The 16439-nt window shown below is 39.3% G+C and carries 19 protein-coding genes; all 19 read left to right on the forward strand.

The features are described 5' to 3' along the window. Positions 1-208 precede the first annotated feature (208 nt). The 19 genes from ACDJ58_RS06255 to ACDJ58_RS06345 all read left to right on the forward strand — a co-directional run bounded on the left by ACDJ58_RS06255 (position 209) and on the right by ACDJ58_RS06345 (position 16427). Entirely contained in the window at positions 209-976 is a 768-nt protein-coding gene (locus ACDJ58_RS06255; RefSeq protein ID WP_413376374.1) for a hypothetical protein, read from the forward strand. A gap of 153 nt (positions 977-1129) precedes the next feature. Beyond that, positions 1130-1525 (forward strand): hypothetical protein, encoded by a 396-nt coding sequence (locus ACDJ58_RS06260; protein WP_413376376.1) that lies wholly within the window; start codon positions 1130-1132, stop codon positions 1523-1525. Between the two features lie 204 nt (positions 1526-1729). Next, entirely contained in the window at positions 1730-2428 is a 699-nt protein-coding gene (locus ACDJ58_RS06265; RefSeq protein WP_413376378.1) for an HAD family hydrolase, read from the forward strand. Between the two features lie 223 nt (positions 2429-2651). Then, positions 2652-3098: a hypothetical protein gene (locus ACDJ58_RS06270; RefSeq protein ID WP_413376380.1), complete on the forward strand. Its 447-nt coding sequence runs from the start codon at positions 2652-2654 to the stop codon at positions 3096-3098. A gap of 144 nt (positions 3099-3242) precedes the next feature. Then, positions 3243-3851: a GNAT family N-acetyltransferase gene (locus ACDJ58_RS06275; protein ID WP_413376382.1), complete on the forward strand. Its 609-nt coding sequence runs from the start codon at positions 3243-3245 to the stop codon at positions 3849-3851. Positions 3852-4253: 402 nt separating this feature from the next. Further along, on the forward strand, positions 4254-4667 hold the full coding sequence (locus ACDJ58_RS06280; RefSeq protein ID WP_413376384.1) for an HIT family protein: 414 nt from the start codon (positions 4254-4256) through the stop codon (positions 4665-4667). Between the two features lie 162 nt (positions 4668-4829). After that, a complete protein-coding gene (locus ACDJ58_RS06285) occupies positions 4830-5120 on the forward strand; it encodes a DUF6933 domain-containing protein (protein ID WP_413376386.1) in 291 nt (96 codons plus the stop codon). Positions 5121-5154: 34 nt separating this feature from the next. Further along, the gene (locus tag ACDJ58_RS06290) at positions 5155-5325 is read left to right on the forward strand and encodes a hypothetical protein (protein WP_413379525.1); all 171 of its coding nucleotides are present in this window, start codon (positions 5155-5157) and stop codon (positions 5323-5325) included. A gap of 179 nt (positions 5326-5504) precedes the next feature. After that, on the forward strand, positions 5505-6272 hold the full coding sequence (locus tag ACDJ58_RS06295) for a nucleotidyltransferase domain-containing protein (RefSeq protein ID WP_413376388.1): 768 nt from the start codon (positions 5505-5507) through the stop codon (positions 6270-6272). Positions 6273-6460: 188 nt separating this feature from the next. Further along, the gene (locus ACDJ58_RS06300) at positions 6461-7180 is read left to right on the forward strand and encodes a ferritin-like domain-containing protein (protein ID WP_413376390.1); all 720 of its coding nucleotides are present in this window, start codon (positions 6461-6463) and stop codon (positions 7178-7180) included. Between the two features lie 273 nt (positions 7181-7453). Continuing rightward, on the forward strand, positions 7454-7963 hold the full coding sequence (locus ACDJ58_RS06305) for a tetratricopeptide repeat protein (RefSeq protein ID WP_413376392.1): 510 nt from the start codon (positions 7454-7456) through the stop codon (positions 7961-7963). A 262-nt stretch (positions 7964-8225) separates the two neighbouring features. Continuing rightward, positions 8226-8573: a VOC family protein gene (locus ACDJ58_RS06310; protein ID WP_413376394.1), complete on the forward strand. Its 348-nt coding sequence runs from the start codon at positions 8226-8228 to the stop codon at positions 8571-8573. A 225-nt stretch (positions 8574-8798) separates the two neighbouring features. After that, positions 8799-9479 (forward strand): transcriptional regulator, encoded by a 681-nt coding sequence (locus ACDJ58_RS06315; RefSeq protein WP_413376396.1) that lies wholly within the window; start codon positions 8799-8801, stop codon positions 9477-9479. A 41-nt stretch (positions 9480-9520) separates the two neighbouring features. Then, positions 9521-10690: a MalY/PatB family protein gene (locus tag ACDJ58_RS06320; protein ID WP_413376398.1), complete on the forward strand. Its 1170-nt coding sequence runs from the start codon at positions 9521-9523 to the stop codon at positions 10688-10690. A gap of 39 nt (positions 10691-10729) precedes the next feature. Then, entirely contained in the window at positions 10730-12217 is a 1488-nt protein-coding gene (gene nhaC / locus ACDJ58_RS06325) for a Na+/H+ antiporter NhaC (RefSeq protein ID WP_413376399.1), read from the forward strand. A 79-nt stretch (positions 12218-12296) separates the two neighbouring features. Further along, the gene (locus tag ACDJ58_RS06330) at positions 12297-12680 is read left to right on the forward strand and encodes a RidA family protein (RefSeq protein ID WP_413376401.1); all 384 of its coding nucleotides are present in this window, start codon (positions 12297-12299) and stop codon (positions 12678-12680) included. Between the two features lie 223 nt (positions 12681-12903). After that, a complete protein-coding gene (locus tag ACDJ58_RS06335) occupies positions 12904-13956 on the forward strand; it encodes a LacI family DNA-binding transcriptional regulator (RefSeq protein WP_413376403.1) in 1053 nt (350 codons plus the stop codon). A gap of 608 nt (positions 13957-14564) precedes the next feature. After that, positions 14565-15527: an ABC transporter permease gene (locus tag ACDJ58_RS06340; protein ID WP_083584731.1), complete on the forward strand. Its 963-nt coding sequence runs from the start codon at positions 14565-14567 to the stop codon at positions 15525-15527. A 15-nt stretch (positions 15528-15542) separates the two neighbouring features. Next, positions 15543-16427: a carbohydrate ABC transporter permease gene (locus tag ACDJ58_RS06345; protein ID WP_413376406.1), complete on the forward strand. Its 885-nt coding sequence runs from the start codon at positions 15543-15545 to the stop codon at positions 16425-16427. The last annotated feature ends 12 nt before the right edge of the window (positions 16428-16439 follow it).

A 16439-nucleotide genomic window follows, 5' to 3' on the forward strand; every position in this document is an offset into this window, starting at 1 on the left:
GAGACATCGGATAACATTACATTCCTATATCGTCGCTGACGTTTCTTGGTCGCCAAGAGGGATATCGGAGAAGCTTATTCAGGCGACACATTCAACCAGCTAAGTCTATCGACCCGGCAACTTTGTTGACTTAAGCCGCTTGAACGTCAGGAATTCAGGAACGTTATCTGAAATTACATAAAGGATATTAAGAAAGAGAGTGATTTGTATGTCCAAATATATTGAATATCTTTGTACTTCAACTACAGCTTTTGTCGATAAAGAAATAGTTGTTAATTTTGATCAGGGAGAAATTACCGCGGTAAAAATTCAACTTTCAACTGAAGGAGATCAACCTAAAAGTGGTCTTGTTAGAATAACAGTTTATTTCAAAGAAACTATTGAATTCGATCAAGCCGAAGAGCTAGGTAACCATAAGGTGAAGCAGATTATCAATAGCTTAGTTTTTGTGAAAGGAAGTCAAATTAACGATCCTTACATTTTTAAAGAAAATATTAAACCAAATTCAACTATTGTTGCTAGGATGCAAGGAAGGTTTAGTATACTATCTGATTTTGGACAAGAACAGATTGATGAGTTTGTAGAATTGACTAAAAACGAAAAAGCGAATCATATCTATTACACCCTGTACAAACAATCAATGAACCATAATGATAATTTGGGTAAATTCATGTTTTTGTACAGCTTGTTAATAGTGATGATAGATGCAAAGAAACAGAAAGATATAGATTCTTATATTATCTCAAATTACCCTGATGAAGAATTTAATCAGAGACAATCTACAAGAATGGTGAAGAGAGATGGAATTGAAACAAGAAGTGATGAATTAGAAACGAGATTTACTTGGCTCCGAAATCAATTAGGACATACTCAACATGATAGCGAGATAACAGTTGTTATAAATGAAATTAACGAATGCTGGAGAGAGTTAGATCGTATAGTGAAAAACGTAATCAAAGATAAAGTCAGCAAGTAAGTTAATTACAGCAGAAGTAACTTCAGATAACAAAATATACGCTGCGGACATTCGTCCTGGGTCCGGCATTCGCCGGACACCCAGCATGCGCTGGGTCGTGAATACAGGAACGTTATCAGAAATTACAATTATAAAAAATCGAGGTGTGAATTTGTGAAAGTAAAATTAATATTTGTGAGTACAGCAATGATATTTTTTCTATTATTAATAGGATGTTCTGAAAAACAAATTGCAATAGATCAAATAATTGGTGAATGGAAAGTAACAAGCGAACAGGTTAATCTAGAAAAATTCACTTCGACACATGGAATGATTAGAATATATGAAGGTTTAAGAATTGCAGAGCATTTTGAAGAGGATAACGTAATAACAATACTTGGAGACGGATCAATTGAATTTCCAACAATTACAGGTGGTTATGAGTTGGATTATCAAGATGGATACAATTATATATCAATAATTGGTGATAGTTCTGAATCGGTCCACCCAGTCTATGTTAATGATGATACCCTGCAAATTAATACATATATCTTAAAGAAAATTAAATAATTGGAGATAATGAAAGTAATTCAAGGTAGTTGTCACTTCTGATAACATAGTATTCACACGGCGGATACGCCTTATCACTGTGATGCTTTTGTCAGGGTAGTGAATTCATGTGACAACTTGCTGCGCAAGTTCGTGAATACCTGAACGTTATGCGCAATTACTGCAATAGAAATCTTCGATTGATTATTCAAAGGAGTGAAGAATGTGGCAAAAATTAGAGCTGTAATTTTTGATCTTTATGAAACCTTAATTACAGAATATTCAAATGAATCACGAAAAGTTAGTAGAATCTCGCGGGATTATCAAGAGCTGATTGGTCTTTCTAATAAGGAATTCAGTAAGGAATGGAATAATCGTCAAGAAATAAGGATGACAGGAGCTTTTCCTGATTATTTCTCAGTGATAAAAGACATAATTGAAAAGCAAAGTTTAATTTATGAAGATAAAGTCATAAGGGCATTGTACAGAGAAAGGGTACATGAGAAGTCGGTACCCTTCTTGGATATTCTGCAAGAAATAATCGAATTATTAGAAGTGTTAAGAAAGAAAGATATTAAACTAGGTCTCATCAGTAATTGCACTGAAGAAGAAGTACAATCATGGAAATATAGTGAGTTAGCACAATATTTGGATGAAGTTATTTTTTCATATCAAGTCGGATTTGCAAAGCCGGATAATAGAATATATGAACTAGTTTGCTCGCGGTTGGGAATTACAGCAAACGAATGTATATTTGTTGGTGATGGCGGTTCAAATGAACTAGACGGAGCGAGTAGGAACGTAATGAATGCATATCACGCTACTTGGTTTATACCAGAGTTCATAAGTAGTAGAATAACGGATTACAAAAAACTAAAAAAGCCAATTGATTTATTTAAAGAACTAGAGACATATGAAATTTAGTGATTTTGATGGAAATTCGAAGAAGGCAGTAATAGCGCATAACACAGTATTCACGCTTCGAAGCTTTCGCCGCTCGGCGCCTGAGGAATATCATAGGAAGCAGATACAGGCAGACACATCGATTCCCCTAAGATAAGAGCTATCTGAGGGAAATCGACGTCAGGAACAAAAGAACGTTATGCGTAATTCCTAAAATCATAATAAATAGGGGGGGCTTTTAGAAGTGAAAAAGCTTACAGTATTAGTACTATTTATACTCTTCATATTAACAGGATGTTCAGGGGATCAAGATAACAAGGATACGAAGCTTCGTTCAGTCAATATTGATTTTTCTAAACAGAATAATTTGAATGATTGGAAAGTAATAATGTTACCAAAGGTTGATTCAGTGGACCAACAAGTATATGATCTTGAATTTCAGTATACTGGGGAGAGTCCAATTAAAGATGTAACAGTTTACTATCGAATTGATACTAAAGAAAAATTATCAAAAAGTATAGTAAAAGCTGATTCTAAGACTATAGTATCCGATTTAGACAAAAATGAAAAAATAACATTATCTGAACTAATACTACCACCTAATACTCCTATTTCTGTAGAAGTGGACTGGCTAAAAGGTAACTTTATTGATAAAGGGGTAGGGACATTTAATATTAAAGAAATAAAATGAAAGAATTTGTCTAAGTATATCTGGAAGTCAGGAACGATGCATAACAATAATGCAAATAGAACAAGTATACAACCGCATGCTTTAAACATATGGCCGATTTATTGTAATGATTAACCTTGTATTCATAAAAAGGGGGATTACGTAATGACTGGTTCTCTCGGATCTGACTTGCCTATTATAGCCGCCAATACATATGAACATGAACTGCGATGGGTTCTCCACTGGGAGTCCGACTTGTCTGAGAGTGATCATCGACTGCTAACTCGACTGCTCGCCGATATCTATCCTGCTCATACCGCCCGTTTTAAGGAGGCCTGTTCTTGGTCAGGCGCACAGCCGGAAGGACGTATTGTTGGATATCAGGGGGAGCATGCAGTTGCGCATTTAGGCTTTGTACGACGGATTTTACGAACCGAGGCCAATGAAATCGGTATACTGACAGCTGACGTTGGACTGGTCGGAATCAGATCCGATTTGCAGGGAAAGGGAGTCGGCCGAAAATTATTGCACCAGATTGCGAATGTCTTCAAGAGTTTAAACATACCTTACGCTTTTTTGACCTGCCGTGAAGCAGTCGTCCCTTTTTATGAAAGCGGTGGCTGGGTGAGACTTCTTGATTCGAAGGTTAAAATGATCGACAATCATTACCAACCTGAGCTCTACACTGGACCTGCGATGATCCTTCCTAGTGCCGTTCCTTTTGAACAATGGCCTCATGGAGAAACCATTATCCGCGATGGACTCGAAGTTTAGTTATTTCAGTATCTACCTCTGAGACAAAAAAAACTTAGCCGAGTGCAACTTTATTTTCATTATCAACTTAAAGCTGTTCGTTTAAAACTGCAGAGTCAGAAGGAGTTTTATCCAAGCAAAGCTTGATTTTGAAGAAAGTAATTATATTCAAGAATTAAAACATCTAAAGGGCATGATTGTGTGGAAAGGGGCTCGATGACATTACTTAACAATATATTCACGCATCGGGCATACGCCCTCGGTCCGGCAGGAGCCGGACACCCCAGCATTCGGCGGGGTCGTGAATACAGGAACGTTATCTGAAACAATCTGAATTGTTCGAGAGTATGTGCTAGGATGATATTTAACTTTCAACACACTAAAAACTATGAAAAATACCCTTCATGATGGAGTGAGCTGTACATGGATTGTTTAGGATGTAGAATCGCTAACGGTATTGAACCCAATCTGAATATTGTCTACGAAAATGAACTTATTACTTGTGTGCTTGATATTGCTCCTTTTAATGAAGGACATACTCTAATCCTCCCCAAAAAGCATTATCTTGATATCGACGAGATGGAGTCAGAGACTGTTTATGCAATCATGGATGCTTCAAAAAAACTTTCAATTGCTTTGAAGAACTTGTTTAAACCTGACGGTATAAGAATTTGCCAAGATGGAGGAAAGTTTAATGACCTTACCCATTACCATATGCATCTCATTCCAAGGTACGAAGGTGATGGATTCATCTGGGGTGAACCTTTACACCCTCATGGTGCTGAAAAACGATTAAGTCAAACGAAAGAAAAGATTCTTAAGGCATTACATGAGTAATGATGGAGTCAATTAATTGGAAATAGAATTAAATGAAGATTCAAGGTGAACGTAAGTTATACAAAGAGGTCAGATGGCATCAGATAACAAAGTGACGCTTCGTCGGGGCTGCGCTCCTCCTAGGTCGCCCGAGGCATTTCAGAGAAGAGGAATAGAACAATAATGTACGTTATAAGAGCGACACAAAAACTGCTAAAAGAAATGGATTGTAAAGTACAAAAAACAGATATATCTGTTCCGTTAAATACATGGCATGCCAATATGTTCACTTTGAATAGAAGAAAAACAATCGTCTTCATGAATGACTTATCAAGATTAAGTTTAACGATCGAAGGAGTTAAAAAGGCAGAATTAAAAAATGTAGAAGAGTTATTCGTTAATGAACTAAGAAATTATTTAATGAGTGAGGAAATCGAAGGAAAAGTAATTCAGCAGTTATATCAAAGAAAATGAAGGTATGATTATCACAACTACTAATAATCGAAGTATGATAGGAACATTAAATGAAATTATCTATACGATGAAAATCATAGAGCGAGAATTTGCTGAAGGAATAGAAAGAAATCACTGGAATAACCGATTCATCTATAAAGCTATAAAATACGAGTATCCCATCGAGGTGTTTAAGAAGGCGATGGAAGAAAACTATAGAGGATAATGAAAGTAAGCGCAAAGAAGGCAACGGAATCAGATAACATAATATTCAAGCTGTGGCTCCTGATGGAGCCTAGGTCTGCGGGAAGGATATCGAAGAGGATTTCAGCAGACAACCCCTGACGGGGTTCATGAATACAGGAATGTTAGCCAAAAGAAGTTCTTAGTTTAGGAGGAGTCTATATGATATTAGAAAAAGTTATAAATAGAATTGTAATACAAAGTGAATATAAGGATTTTGTTGATAAGTATATAGATCATATCCTTACCGAATTTAAAGGTAAGATTCATAGCATTTATATGTGTGGCTCGATTCCAAAAGGAACTGCTAAACCTTTTAAGTCAGATGCGGACTTTACTATTGTATGTGTAAATCCCAAAGATATTGATTACGAAAGATTGTCAACTATTAAAGACAAGCTTTTGAAAGAATATCCAATAGTCACTAAGATTGATACGATAATTTGCTCGATTGACGATGTATTAAGTAAACCGAATGAGTGGGGTTTTTGGGTTAAGATCATTTGTGTTTGCCTATATGGTCATGACATTGGTGAAAAAGTACCACCGATCATTATTTCTCCAGAGTTCATTTTAGACTTAAATACAGAGACCAAGGAGGAAGTAGATCGTATACATCGTTTACTTTCTAATGCTAGTGATCACACAATGAAAACTAGATATATTAAAGGGTATTCGAAGAGATTAATTCGTGCATTATACTCTTTGGTTTTAGAAGATACAGGGGTATGGCAAGATGACATTAATAAGATGAAGAATGCCATATTAAACTATTGTGAGATTGACTCCACTTTAGTTGATTATCTGTATGCTTGTTACTTGGATAGTAATGTACTTGTTGAAGAGTTTCTGGGAATTGCAGATGAAGTATATAGCTATTTTGAGAACGCCTTAAATGCAATGGCTGCTTCCAGAACTTCCTTCGACTAACAAAATATTGACGATCCGGGTCACTCTTAGAAGCGAATGACCACATCTAGCCCCCTAAGCCAGTCGGGACGTCACTGCATTAGTGTTCGGCAAGCCTCACAACTATAAGCAGCGACTCTAAGGGGCCAGGACGTCGTCAATACAAAACGGTTATCTGACATAAACCTATTACATTTTAGGAGCAAATAATGAATATCACTTTCTCGAAATGGGTGCAATATTATCGGAGAAATAATCAAAACCTCAAATATATTCATTGGGATGACAACTATAAATTAACAACCAATGAAAGAGAAATAATCATTAAGTCAATTCAACAGTTTCAATTAGGAGAAAACTCTGAAGGTAAATATCTAATTAAACGTGCGCAAGAATATGTACATCAGACACAAGATCAGGATTACTATGAAGCGCTTATAGAATTCATTAAAGAAGAACAGAGGCACGCTAGAGATCTAGGCAGATTTATGAAGGTACAGGGAATCCCACTCCTTCGTAGACATTGGGTGGACAATGTATTTAGAAGATTACGTCGATATGCGAGTTTAGAACAATCAGTCATTGTTCTATTAACTGCTGAGATCATTGCTAAGTTGTACTATAAAGCCTTGCAAAAATCTACAAAGTCAGAAGTATTAATAGATTTATGTAATCAGATTTTAAGTGATGAGGAGAAACATGTTCAGTTTCAATCCGAAACACTTCATAAATTTGCTCAAAATAGAAACATTCTCTTTAACAGAATAGTTTATATCCTTCGTAGAATCCTTTTTGAAGGAACGCTAATTATAGTGTGGTATCAACATAAGCCTGTATTTAAAGCTGGGGAATATAAACTCAAAAGTTATTACTATGAATGCCGTCATGAGTTTAACTTAACGGAGAAGATTATAGCTAATTCACAGTAGAGGTTTACGTCAGATAACATTATATCCAAGCTTCGGGTCCTGACGCTCCCTCGGTCAGCCCGAAGGGAATTGGCAGGGAAGTGGAATCAGGCGGACACATCCGCACCGACTAACCGCATCGCGGCCGTCCCTAACGTGGCTTAAGTCGGTGGGACGTCGTGGATACAGTAACGTTATAGAAAATTAATGAAAATAAAGTATATCTGTTGATCCGAAATCGAAGCCACAATATAAGCTATAAGTAATATTTCAAAAAAAGAGGTAAATGTAAAAATGAAAAGAGAACTTTTGGATAAGGCTATACAACTTCGCGAAGAAGGACGAGCTAAGCAGGATCAAGCGATACTTGCTGAAGCTCGTACAATGCTTTTAGATTTGCTTTTCACTTACCCAGACGATGCTGAGATCAATTTTCAGACGGCTGTTGCTCATGACAATTCGGGACTAGGGAAAGAAGCCATTCCATTTTATGTTCGAGCTATTGAACAAGGACTATCTGGACCGGATCTTGAAAGAGCCTTGCTTGGTCTAGGAAGCACATATCGATATTTAGGATTTTATCAGGAAGCAGAGGAAACATTACGTCGAGGTGTAAAAGAGTTCCCTGATCATAGAGGCCTTCAAGTGTTTCTGGCGATCTCTCTTTATAATACGGGAAAATACAAAGAGTCGACGGAACTTCTTTTATCTAATTTGCTAGAAACAACTTCAGATGAAAAACTTCAGTATTTTAGCAGACCGATCCAATACTATGCACAACATCTTGATGAAACCTGGGGATAATCACGCTAATCCAGTAGATTCATAATTTTACAGATCTAAGTTACACGAAGGCAAGTAATAAATTTATAAATTCAATTGAAGGTAAGGATCATAAGGAAATACAGTTAGTCATGGCAAAGATTACTGGGAATTTTAAACGCGGCAATGAGAAAGATAACAAATCTGAGCAGTAAAATGCAGCTGATGCATGAAGGTCTGACATCACTTAATGCTAAAATCTAATGGATATTTAAAATTTGATGATAGACAGGAGCTGGAAACGATGATAAAAGGATTCGGAGGGATTTTCTGGAGAACTAAAAATCTTGAAGTGATAAAAAAATGGTACAGTGATGTGCTGAAGATTGAAATAGAAAATTGGAATGGGACTGTGATCAAACCCGAACCAGGTAATGAGACTGTCTTTTCTTTCTTTCCGGAGAATGACAGTTATTTTCCGACAGAACAACAAGTGATGTTAAATTTCCAAGTGCATGATCTAAACGAGATTATTCAACATCTTGAACATATAGGGGTACCTCTTGTTAAGAAAAAAGAGATTAGTGAATTTGGAAAGTTTGTCTGGATTGAAGATCCTGAAGGTCGACTGATCGAGCTTTGGGAAAAATAACGCGTTGTAATTCAGTTGTGTTATCGACTCAATGTTCGAGAAAATGAGTGAGAAGCTTGCCCAGGTCACAGGAGTGATCGTGCAGGCTTTTTTTATTTAAATGAGGGTCATCCACAAAAAAAGTTGAAAGCGTTTTATAAGTGTGATACTATTTTATCAAGATAATAATTTATTATTTGTACAATAAAAATACATTGTTGAATGAAGAGAAGGGAGTTCAAAGTGATGGGGAGTGAGAATCGGCAGTATCTTGAGAGGTTTTTTCCGATCGCTTCATTTATTGCAGCAATTATAGGACCTAAATGTGAAGTGGTCGTGCATGATATCAGTGATCCGGAGCACTCTATTGTTTTTATTGAGAACGGATATATTAGTGGCCGTGAAGTAGGTGATGCATCCACTGACCTTGTCTTGAAAATCCTCAAATCGGAAGCGTATCATGAGGAACAGTATATAGCCAACTACAAAGCGTCAGGCAAATTCGGTCAGAGTTTTCGATCGTCTACCTACTATATAAAGAATGATCAGAATAAGCTGGTTGGTCTGCTCTGCCTGAATATAGACGTTACTCATATGGAAGTAGCGGCTGAATGGGTTCAACATATTTTACAAGGAGGACCTAACCCGTATGTAATGCCTGCTGCTGCTGAAAAGTCGAAGGAAGAAAAGCAAACAACGGAGTACCTGCAGGGAAATGCAGATGATCTGCTGCAACATATGATATCTTCAGTCATTGGCAAATTAAAAATTCCACCGGAACGTTTGTCGTCGCAGGAGAAGATTGAAGTTGTCCGCGAATTAAACGAGCTTGGAGTTTTCTTACTGAAAGGCGGCGTTTCACAAGTAGCAAGTTCTTTGTCGATATCGGAACCTACGGTATATCGCTATTTACAAAAGCTGAAATAAACAGAAATCTAGATGGAAAACGAAAACAAGAAGGTGAGATCATGAGCTATAACTTTGACCAAGTGATTAGCAGAATAGGCACCAATAGCGCGAAGTGGGACGGGGTAGTGAACAGCTTGGGGGATGATATGATCGTTCTCTCTGTTGCGGATATGGATATACAAGCGCCTCCTCAAGTCGTGAATAAGGTGAGCGAGATGGCGCGGCACGGAATCTACGGATATACCGATGTGTTCCCTCCGTATTATAAGGTCGTACAACATTGGCTTGATAAAGCTTACAGATGGCATGTACCGCAAGAATGGATTGTGTTCTGCCCGCGAATAGTACAGGCCGTATCGATTATAATCGAGAGATTCACAGAACCTGGTGACCGAATTTTGATGCATACTCCGGCATATCAACCTATCGCTAATGCTGTTGAAATTAATCATAGAAAACTAGTGGAAAGCCGGCTGCTGCTTAGAGATGGACGATATGAAATCGACTTTGATGATATGGAACGCCAAATGAGTGCAGGGGTCAAGATTGTTCTGTTAATCTCCCCACATAATCCGACCGGGCGTGTATGGACAAAGGCGGAATTGGAACGTATAGCCGAGCTCTGCATTCGTTATGATGCATTGCTCGTATCGGATGACATTCATGCTGATTTTATTCACGAAGGACATGAGCATACGATTATCGCGAAATTATCAGAGCAGATTGCGGAGCGTTCCATTATTTGCACTTCGCCAGGTAAAACCTTTAACTTAGCAAGTCTTGAAATCGCTAATATTGTGATCCCAAATATGCAATTAAGAGAGCGTTTCCAACTTGGTTTACGACAGGTTGGTATTCATAATCCTACTTTTTTTGCCATCCCTGCTTTGGATGTGGCGTATACGGAGTGTGATGATTGGCTTAACGAGCTTCGATCTTATATTACGGACAATATTTCATTTACGGAAGATTTTTTTACTGAGCATATGCCTGAACTGAAAATCGTGAGAGCAGAAGGGACCTACCTTCTGTGGGTAGATTGTACGGCCCTTAGCAGGAATGAAAGCGATTTAATTGAATGGATTCAACAAAAGAGCCGGGTTAGCGTCAGTTTTGGTTCGTCCTTTGGCGTGGATGGCGAAGGATTTATTCGCCTGAATCTCGGTGCTCCCAGGGCACTATTGCAAGAGGCTTTTGAGCGAATGGTCAGCAATTACCCTTTAAAGTAACAGATAACTTCTTACATCATCGATAGGGGGAACCTTACAATGGCTATGCCAAATAAGGAAAAGACGGTTAAGCAACCTACTCTGTTTTTAGCTTTATTGCCGATTGTTACTATGATTCTGCTGTTATGTATAGGATATGTTCTATTCGAATTGCCACCTGAGCCGCTAATCATTATATCCACAGTGGTTGCCGGAATCATCGCCATCAAGCTGGGTTACAACTATGATGACATTATGGGTTCCATCGCGCAAAAAATCGCAAAGACCATGCCGGCTATCTTGATCCTGATTACTGTCGGATTTATGATTGGCGCTTGGATGATCGGTGGTACGATACCCATGATGATCTATTATGGACTTAATATTATTAATCCGCAATTTTTGCTGATTACGGCATTCATTGTCACTTCCATTGTCTCCTTATGTACAGGAACCTCTTGGGGATCGGCAGGTACGATCGGGGTAGCATTTATGGGGGTAGGAGCTGGCCTTGATGCGAATCTGGCTGCTGTTGCAGGTGCAGTCGTAGCAGGGGCCTATTTTGGAGACAAACTGTCCCCTTTATCAGATACAACAAACTTGGCAGCGCTGTCAACAGGAGTTAACTTGTATGAACATATAGGTCATTTGTTGTATACGACGGTGCCATCATTTATCGTGGCTGGAGCGGTCTTCTTGATTACGGGATTCAATACCGATGCCAGCAATATCGCCATTCCTGATAAGGTTATTACCATTATGGACACGCTCAGTACGGTGTTTCATTGGAATTTATTATTACTGCTTCCGGTATTGATCGTATTGTATGGATCCATTCGCAAAAAGCCTACCATACCGGTGATGCTGATTTCCTCTTTTGTAGCGATGGCATGTGGCATGATCTTTCAAGGATTCACACTGCATGATGTGACTTCTTCCGTCATTAATGGATTCGATGTAGCTATGATTAACGTCCAAGGCTTCGATGCGGCTACAGTGATTTCAGATATTCCCACCTTGCTGAACCGCGGTGGGATGAATTCCATGATGGGAACATTGTTGATTTGCTTCTGTGCTATTACGTTCGCCGGTACCATTTCGTTGACCAAATCGCTGGAATTGATTGTAGGTAAGATCCTTAAATTTGTACATTCGACAGGATCGCTGATTTTGGCAACAATTGCTACCGGTCTGACTATGATCGGGGTAACGAGTAATGGGCAGGTCTCGATCCTGATGCCTGGTGAAATGCTGCGAGAGGCTTACATTCGCCGCGGACTGCATCCGAAGAACCTGGGTCGAACCATTGAGGACTCCGCTACCATTATTGAACCGATTTTGCCGTGGACCGCAGCAGGGGCTTATATGGCTGGTACGCTTGGCGTCGCAACTCTGTCATATTTGCCTTGGGCAGTCCTCTGCTGGACAGGTATTATCTTTGCGATCATATGGGGTTTTACAGGCTTTGGGATCACCAAGCTGACTCCAGAGCAGCAGCAGGAAATGCTCAAGGAATATGATGATGCAAAAGCAGCTAAATCATTATAAGAGGGGGATCACCCCCCTCGCTTGTGAAAACAGAAAAAAACAAAGCGTATTAATGCGTGGATAAAGGGAGAGAATTTCTATGACAAAACAAGAGAGAAAAACAATCGCAACTTCAAACGCTCCAAGTGCTATCGGTCCTTACTCACAGGCTGTACAATTTGGGAATATGATTATTACTTCCGGGCAGCTTGGAATGAATGCTGAAGGAGAGTTTCCGGATTCTGTATCGGAGCAGGCGAAGCAATCGCTAACTAATGTGAAGGCAATTTTGGAAGCGGCAGATTATGCCATGGAGCATATAGTGAAAACGATGGTATTCCTAAAAGACATGAACGATTTCCAAACTGTTAATGAAGTATATGCGACTTTCTTTGGGGAGCCTTATCCGGCACGCAGCGCCGTTGAGGTTGCGAAGCTGCCGAAGGGCGGACTTGTGGAGATTGAAGTTATCGCGGTGAAATAACTAGTATTCAATAAGCCTCCGGGAAACCGGGGGCTTTTTTATCGGACAGATTGTCAAACAATTTAAAAGCTTATGAAAAGTGGCAAAAATCGCGTGTTGATAGTATAACAGAACTCGTACCGCGGCTTGTTTAATTGACGCCAAAATATTACAATATTATGATATGATCATTGCTAAACATAAATTTTGGCTCCAAATGAAGAGAGCAGGGGGAGGTGCTGTAATGCCAAAATTAAAAGATATCGCAGAACGTGTAGGCGTATCCATATCAACGGTTTCGCGTGCGATCAGCAATGATACCAATCGACCGGTCAATGAAGGGACAAAGCGAAAAATTAGGGAAGCTGCTCTTGAGTTGGGATACATTTTGGATGAATCCTCCAAATCAATTGGAAAAGAGATTACCTCAGCCAAACGGATAGCCTGTATCGTGCCACAGATTTTGATGGATGATCATCCGTACTTTTCACAGGTACTGACAGGTTTTCACGTCAAAATGACGGAACTGGGGCTACCTCCAGCAATTGTCCGCACTTGCGAAGAACTTAGTGACACCGAACGGATAAAGATGATGCTTCAGGAAACGGGTACTCAAGGTATAGTCGCAATCAGCTGGTACGATGAAAAATTGTTTGAGCTGCTTGAGCAAGAGAATATCACTGTACTGGGTGTAAGTCTCAATGACGAAAGGCTTACTGTACCGGTCGTTGACTGTGACCGAATATTTTCTGCCCGCACAGCAGTCCGTCATTTGATCGAGCAAGGCCATACCCGGATTGGGTTTATCGGTGGCCCCGCATATTCGGAACAAATAGAGAGCGAAGAAAGGTATGTCGGTTATAAATTTGCCATGTTGGAAGCAAACCTGAATCTGAATGAACATTGGATTATCAACACCAACTGGAATGTGAATCTCAGCTACAGCAGACTGACGGATCTCCTGACCGAGACGCCCAAGTCTGATTGGCCGACGGCAATTTTTTGTGCAAGTGATATGCTCGCTATTCCTGCGATGCGGGCAGTTGTTGAACAAAATGGTCGTATTCCTCAAGATATAGCATTCGTGGGCATGGATAATATCTCTATGGCGCAGTATACGACACCACCTCTGACGTCCGTGCAAGTTCCAAAATATGAAATCGGCAAAGTAGCAGCACAATTAATTAACGATTATCTGGAAGGACGTTATTCATCTCTCCATAAAGTTTTGTTGCCCAGCACCCTTATTGTGAGAGAATCATCTGTTTATGATCGTACAAATCGTACAATTGACTAGTTAGTTGTGTGATATTATATTACATATGAATCCAGATAACTTTCATATAAAACCTGCGAGGAATACATCCGCGTGGGTTTTTCTTGTTTTTTAGCCAAAAATAATCCAAATGAAGCCAAAAAAATGTTTGACAACCTTCTATGGGCTATATTATGATGTATGAAATTAAGCGTTTGGCGTAATTATCCATGTGTTTGGATTCAGCCAGCCGCTAAGATTATATCTTAAACCAAATTATTGATTGCGCTTTCATCCCCTTTAAATCAATGTTTATATAAAATACACAAGAATCCTCTAAAACTCTTATAAACTATTATCCAAACTGATATCTTCCCATTTACATATAATATATTCCAAACTAGCACCAAATATATATCCAAATATATATCCAAAAAAACAAATCCCCTTGCGTTAGATAATGAAGTCATCTATTAACGCTCTTCACTCACTTTGTGTAACAACTTCTAACATATAAGTACTTTAAATCAAATCTTAGAAATCAAAAAAGAAAGGTGGGAACTTCTTCGAGCAGCGTAAGGACGCTGGTAGTGTAACACAAAGACATTTTGCCAGGCAGAATTGTAGTGACAATTCCAGGGGGGATGTTCATGGCCAATACAACTGTACAACCTGCAATGAATGCAGTACATGAAAAGAAGAGAAGAAGACGTCAAAAGTGGAACCCCATTTTACGAAATTGGCAGCTTTATTTGTTAATTTCACCAGTTGTTGCTTATTACATTGTCTTTCAGTACTTGCCGATGTATGGCATTCAAATCGCGTTTAAGGATTTCATTGCAACGAAGGGAATCTGGGGAAGCCCCTGGGTCGGTTTTGAACATTTTGAACGTTTTTTTCACAGTTATTTCTTCTGGAGATTAATTAAAAATACGCTTGGACTTGGGTTGTACAGCTTGGCGGTAGGTTTTCCAGTCCCTATCATTTTGGCGCTTCTGATGAATGAGGTAAGGGCGGAAAAGTTTAAAAAATTTGTTCAGACCATAACCTATGCGCCGCACTTCCTATCAACCGTCGTGGTCGTAGGCATGATGATGATGTTTTTATCGCCGCGATACGGAATCATTAATCATTTCATTGGTATGTTTGGCGGTAATCCCATTAATTTCTTGTCTGAACCTTCCTGGTTCAAGACCTTATTTGTGATGTCGGATGTATGGCAGACCATGGGCTGGAGCTCGATTATTTATTTGGCGGCATTAGCCGGCGTGGACTCTCAGCTTCATGAAGCAGCGCGTGTGGATGGAGCAACCCGGTTGCAGCGGATATGGCATATTAATATACCGAGTATTATGCCGACAATTATCATTTTGTTCATTTTAAATATCGGAAGCATCATGGGTATTGGTTTCGAGAAAGTCCTGCTGATGCAGAACACACTGAATTTAGAAACCTCGGACATTATCTCTACCTACGTTTACCGGAGCGGGATACAAGATGCTGAATACAGCTTCTCGGCGGCGATTGGTCTGTTTAACTCCATAATCAATTTCATCTTACTAGTCACTGTTAACCAGATCTCAAAACGTATGAGTGAAACGAGCCTATGGTAAGGGAGTTGCTGATGCATGCTTGTTGAATCTAGAGGAGATCGTATTTTTAATATAATTAACCATTTTTTGTTAATTACAATTACGCTCATTGTTATCTACCCGCTTGTTTTTGTGTTAAGCGCTTCGTTCAGTGATCCACAGGCCGTCCTGCGTGGTGAAATGTTCCTATGGCCCAAGGGGATCAATCTCCATTCTTACGAGAAGATTTTTCAGAACAAAGATATCCTCAGAGGTTATACCAATACACTGATCTATACGTCAGTGGGGACGCTGATTAATCTCGTCATGACGATTCTGGCGGCATATCCGCTATCTCGAAAGGATTTTATAGGCCGCAATGCCATCATGGCCCTGTTTGTTTTCACGATGTTCTTTAGTGGCGGATTAATTCCAACCTATATGCTAATCAAAAACCTTGGCATGTTAAACACATTTTGGGTCATGATCATTCCGAATGCCGTTTCGATCTGGAACATTATCATTATGCGGACATTCTTCCAGCAATCGATTCCAAATGAGTTGCATGAGGCGGCGACGATTGATGGCTGCTCTAATATTCAAACTTTAACCCGGATTATCCTGCCATTATCCATGCCCATTATAGCGGTGACGATTCTGTTCTATGCTGTTGGGCACTGGAACGCCTTCTTTAACGCAATGTTGTATCTGTCAGACAAGAACAAATTTCCACTTCAACTCATTTTGCGGGAGATTCTGATTCAAGGCCAGACGAACGATATGGTCAAAATGTCAACCGAGTCTGCGATTAAGCAGCAAAGGGAAGTGGAAGGCATCAAATATGCTGTACTCGTCGTTGCCAATATACCGGTGCTCCTGCTTTATCCTTTCCTGCAAAGATATTTTGTTAAAGGCGTAATGATTGGTGCCATTAAAGGATAATTCCTTGTATGG

The organism is Paenibacillus taichungensis (assembly GCF_047302525.1).
Taxonomy (GTDB): Bacteria; Bacillota; Bacilli; order Paenibacillales; family Paenibacillaceae; genus Paenibacillus; species Paenibacillus taichungensis_B.

Excerpts from the sequence above, each read along its gene's own strand:
- ACDJ58_RS06255 (WP_413376374.1), top strand. The coding sequence starts at position 209 with ATGTCCAAATATATTGAATATCTTTGTACTTCAACTACAGCTTTTGTC.
- ACDJ58_RS06275 (WP_413376382.1), top strand. The coding sequence starts at position 3,243 with ATGACTGGTTCTCTCGGATCTGACTTGCCTATTATAGCCGCCAATACA.
- ACDJ58_RS06280 (WP_413376384.1), top strand. The coding sequence starts at position 4,254 with ATGGATTGTTTAGGATGTAGAATCGCTAACGGTATTGAACCCAATCTG.
- ACDJ58_RS06285 (WP_413376386.1), top strand. The coding sequence starts at position 4,830 with ATGTACGTTATAAGAGCGACACAAAAACTGCTAAAAGAAATGGATTGT.
- ACDJ58_RS06290 (WP_413379525.1), top strand. The coding sequence starts at position 5,155 with ATGATAGGAACATTAAATGAAATTATCTATACGATGAAAATCATAGAG.
- ACDJ58_RS06295 (WP_413376388.1), top strand. The coding sequence starts at position 5,505 with ATGATATTAGAAAAAGTTATAAATAGAATTGTAATACAAAGTGAATAT.
- ACDJ58_RS06300 (WP_413376390.1), top strand. The coding sequence starts at position 6,461 with ATGAATATCACTTTCTCGAAATGGGTGCAATATTATCGGAGAAATAAT.
- ACDJ58_RS06305 (WP_413376392.1), top strand. The coding sequence starts at position 7,454 with ATGAAAAGAGAACTTTTGGATAAGGCTATACAACTTCGCGAAGAAGGA.
- ACDJ58_RS06310 (WP_413376394.1), top strand. The coding sequence starts at position 8,226 with ATGATAAAAGGATTCGGAGGGATTTTCTGGAGAACTAAAAATCTTGAA.
- ACDJ58_RS06315 (WP_413376396.1), top strand. The coding sequence starts at position 8,799 with ATGGGGAGTGAGAATCGGCAGTATCTTGAGAGGTTTTTTCCGATCGCT.
- ACDJ58_RS06320 (WP_413376398.1), top strand. The coding sequence starts at position 9,521 with ATGAGCTATAACTTTGACCAAGTGATTAGCAGAATAGGCACCAATAGC.
- nhaC (WP_413376399.1), top strand. The coding sequence starts at position 10,730 with ATGGCTATGCCAAATAAGGAAAAGACGGTTAAGCAACCTACTCTGTTT.
- ACDJ58_RS06330 (WP_413376401.1), top strand. The coding sequence starts at position 12,297 with ATGACAAAACAAGAGAGAAAAACAATCGCAACTTCAAACGCTCCAAGT.
- ACDJ58_RS06335 (WP_413376403.1), top strand. The coding sequence starts at position 12,904 with ATGCCAAAATTAAAAGATATCGCAGAACGTGTAGGCGTATCCATATCA.
- ACDJ58_RS06340 (WP_083584731.1), top strand. The coding sequence starts at position 14,565 with ATGGCCAATACAACTGTACAACCTGCAATGAATGCAGTACATGAAAAG.
- ACDJ58_RS06345 (WP_413376406.1), top strand. The coding sequence starts at position 15,543 with ATGCTTGTTGAATCTAGAGGAGATCGTATTTTTAATATAATTAACCAT.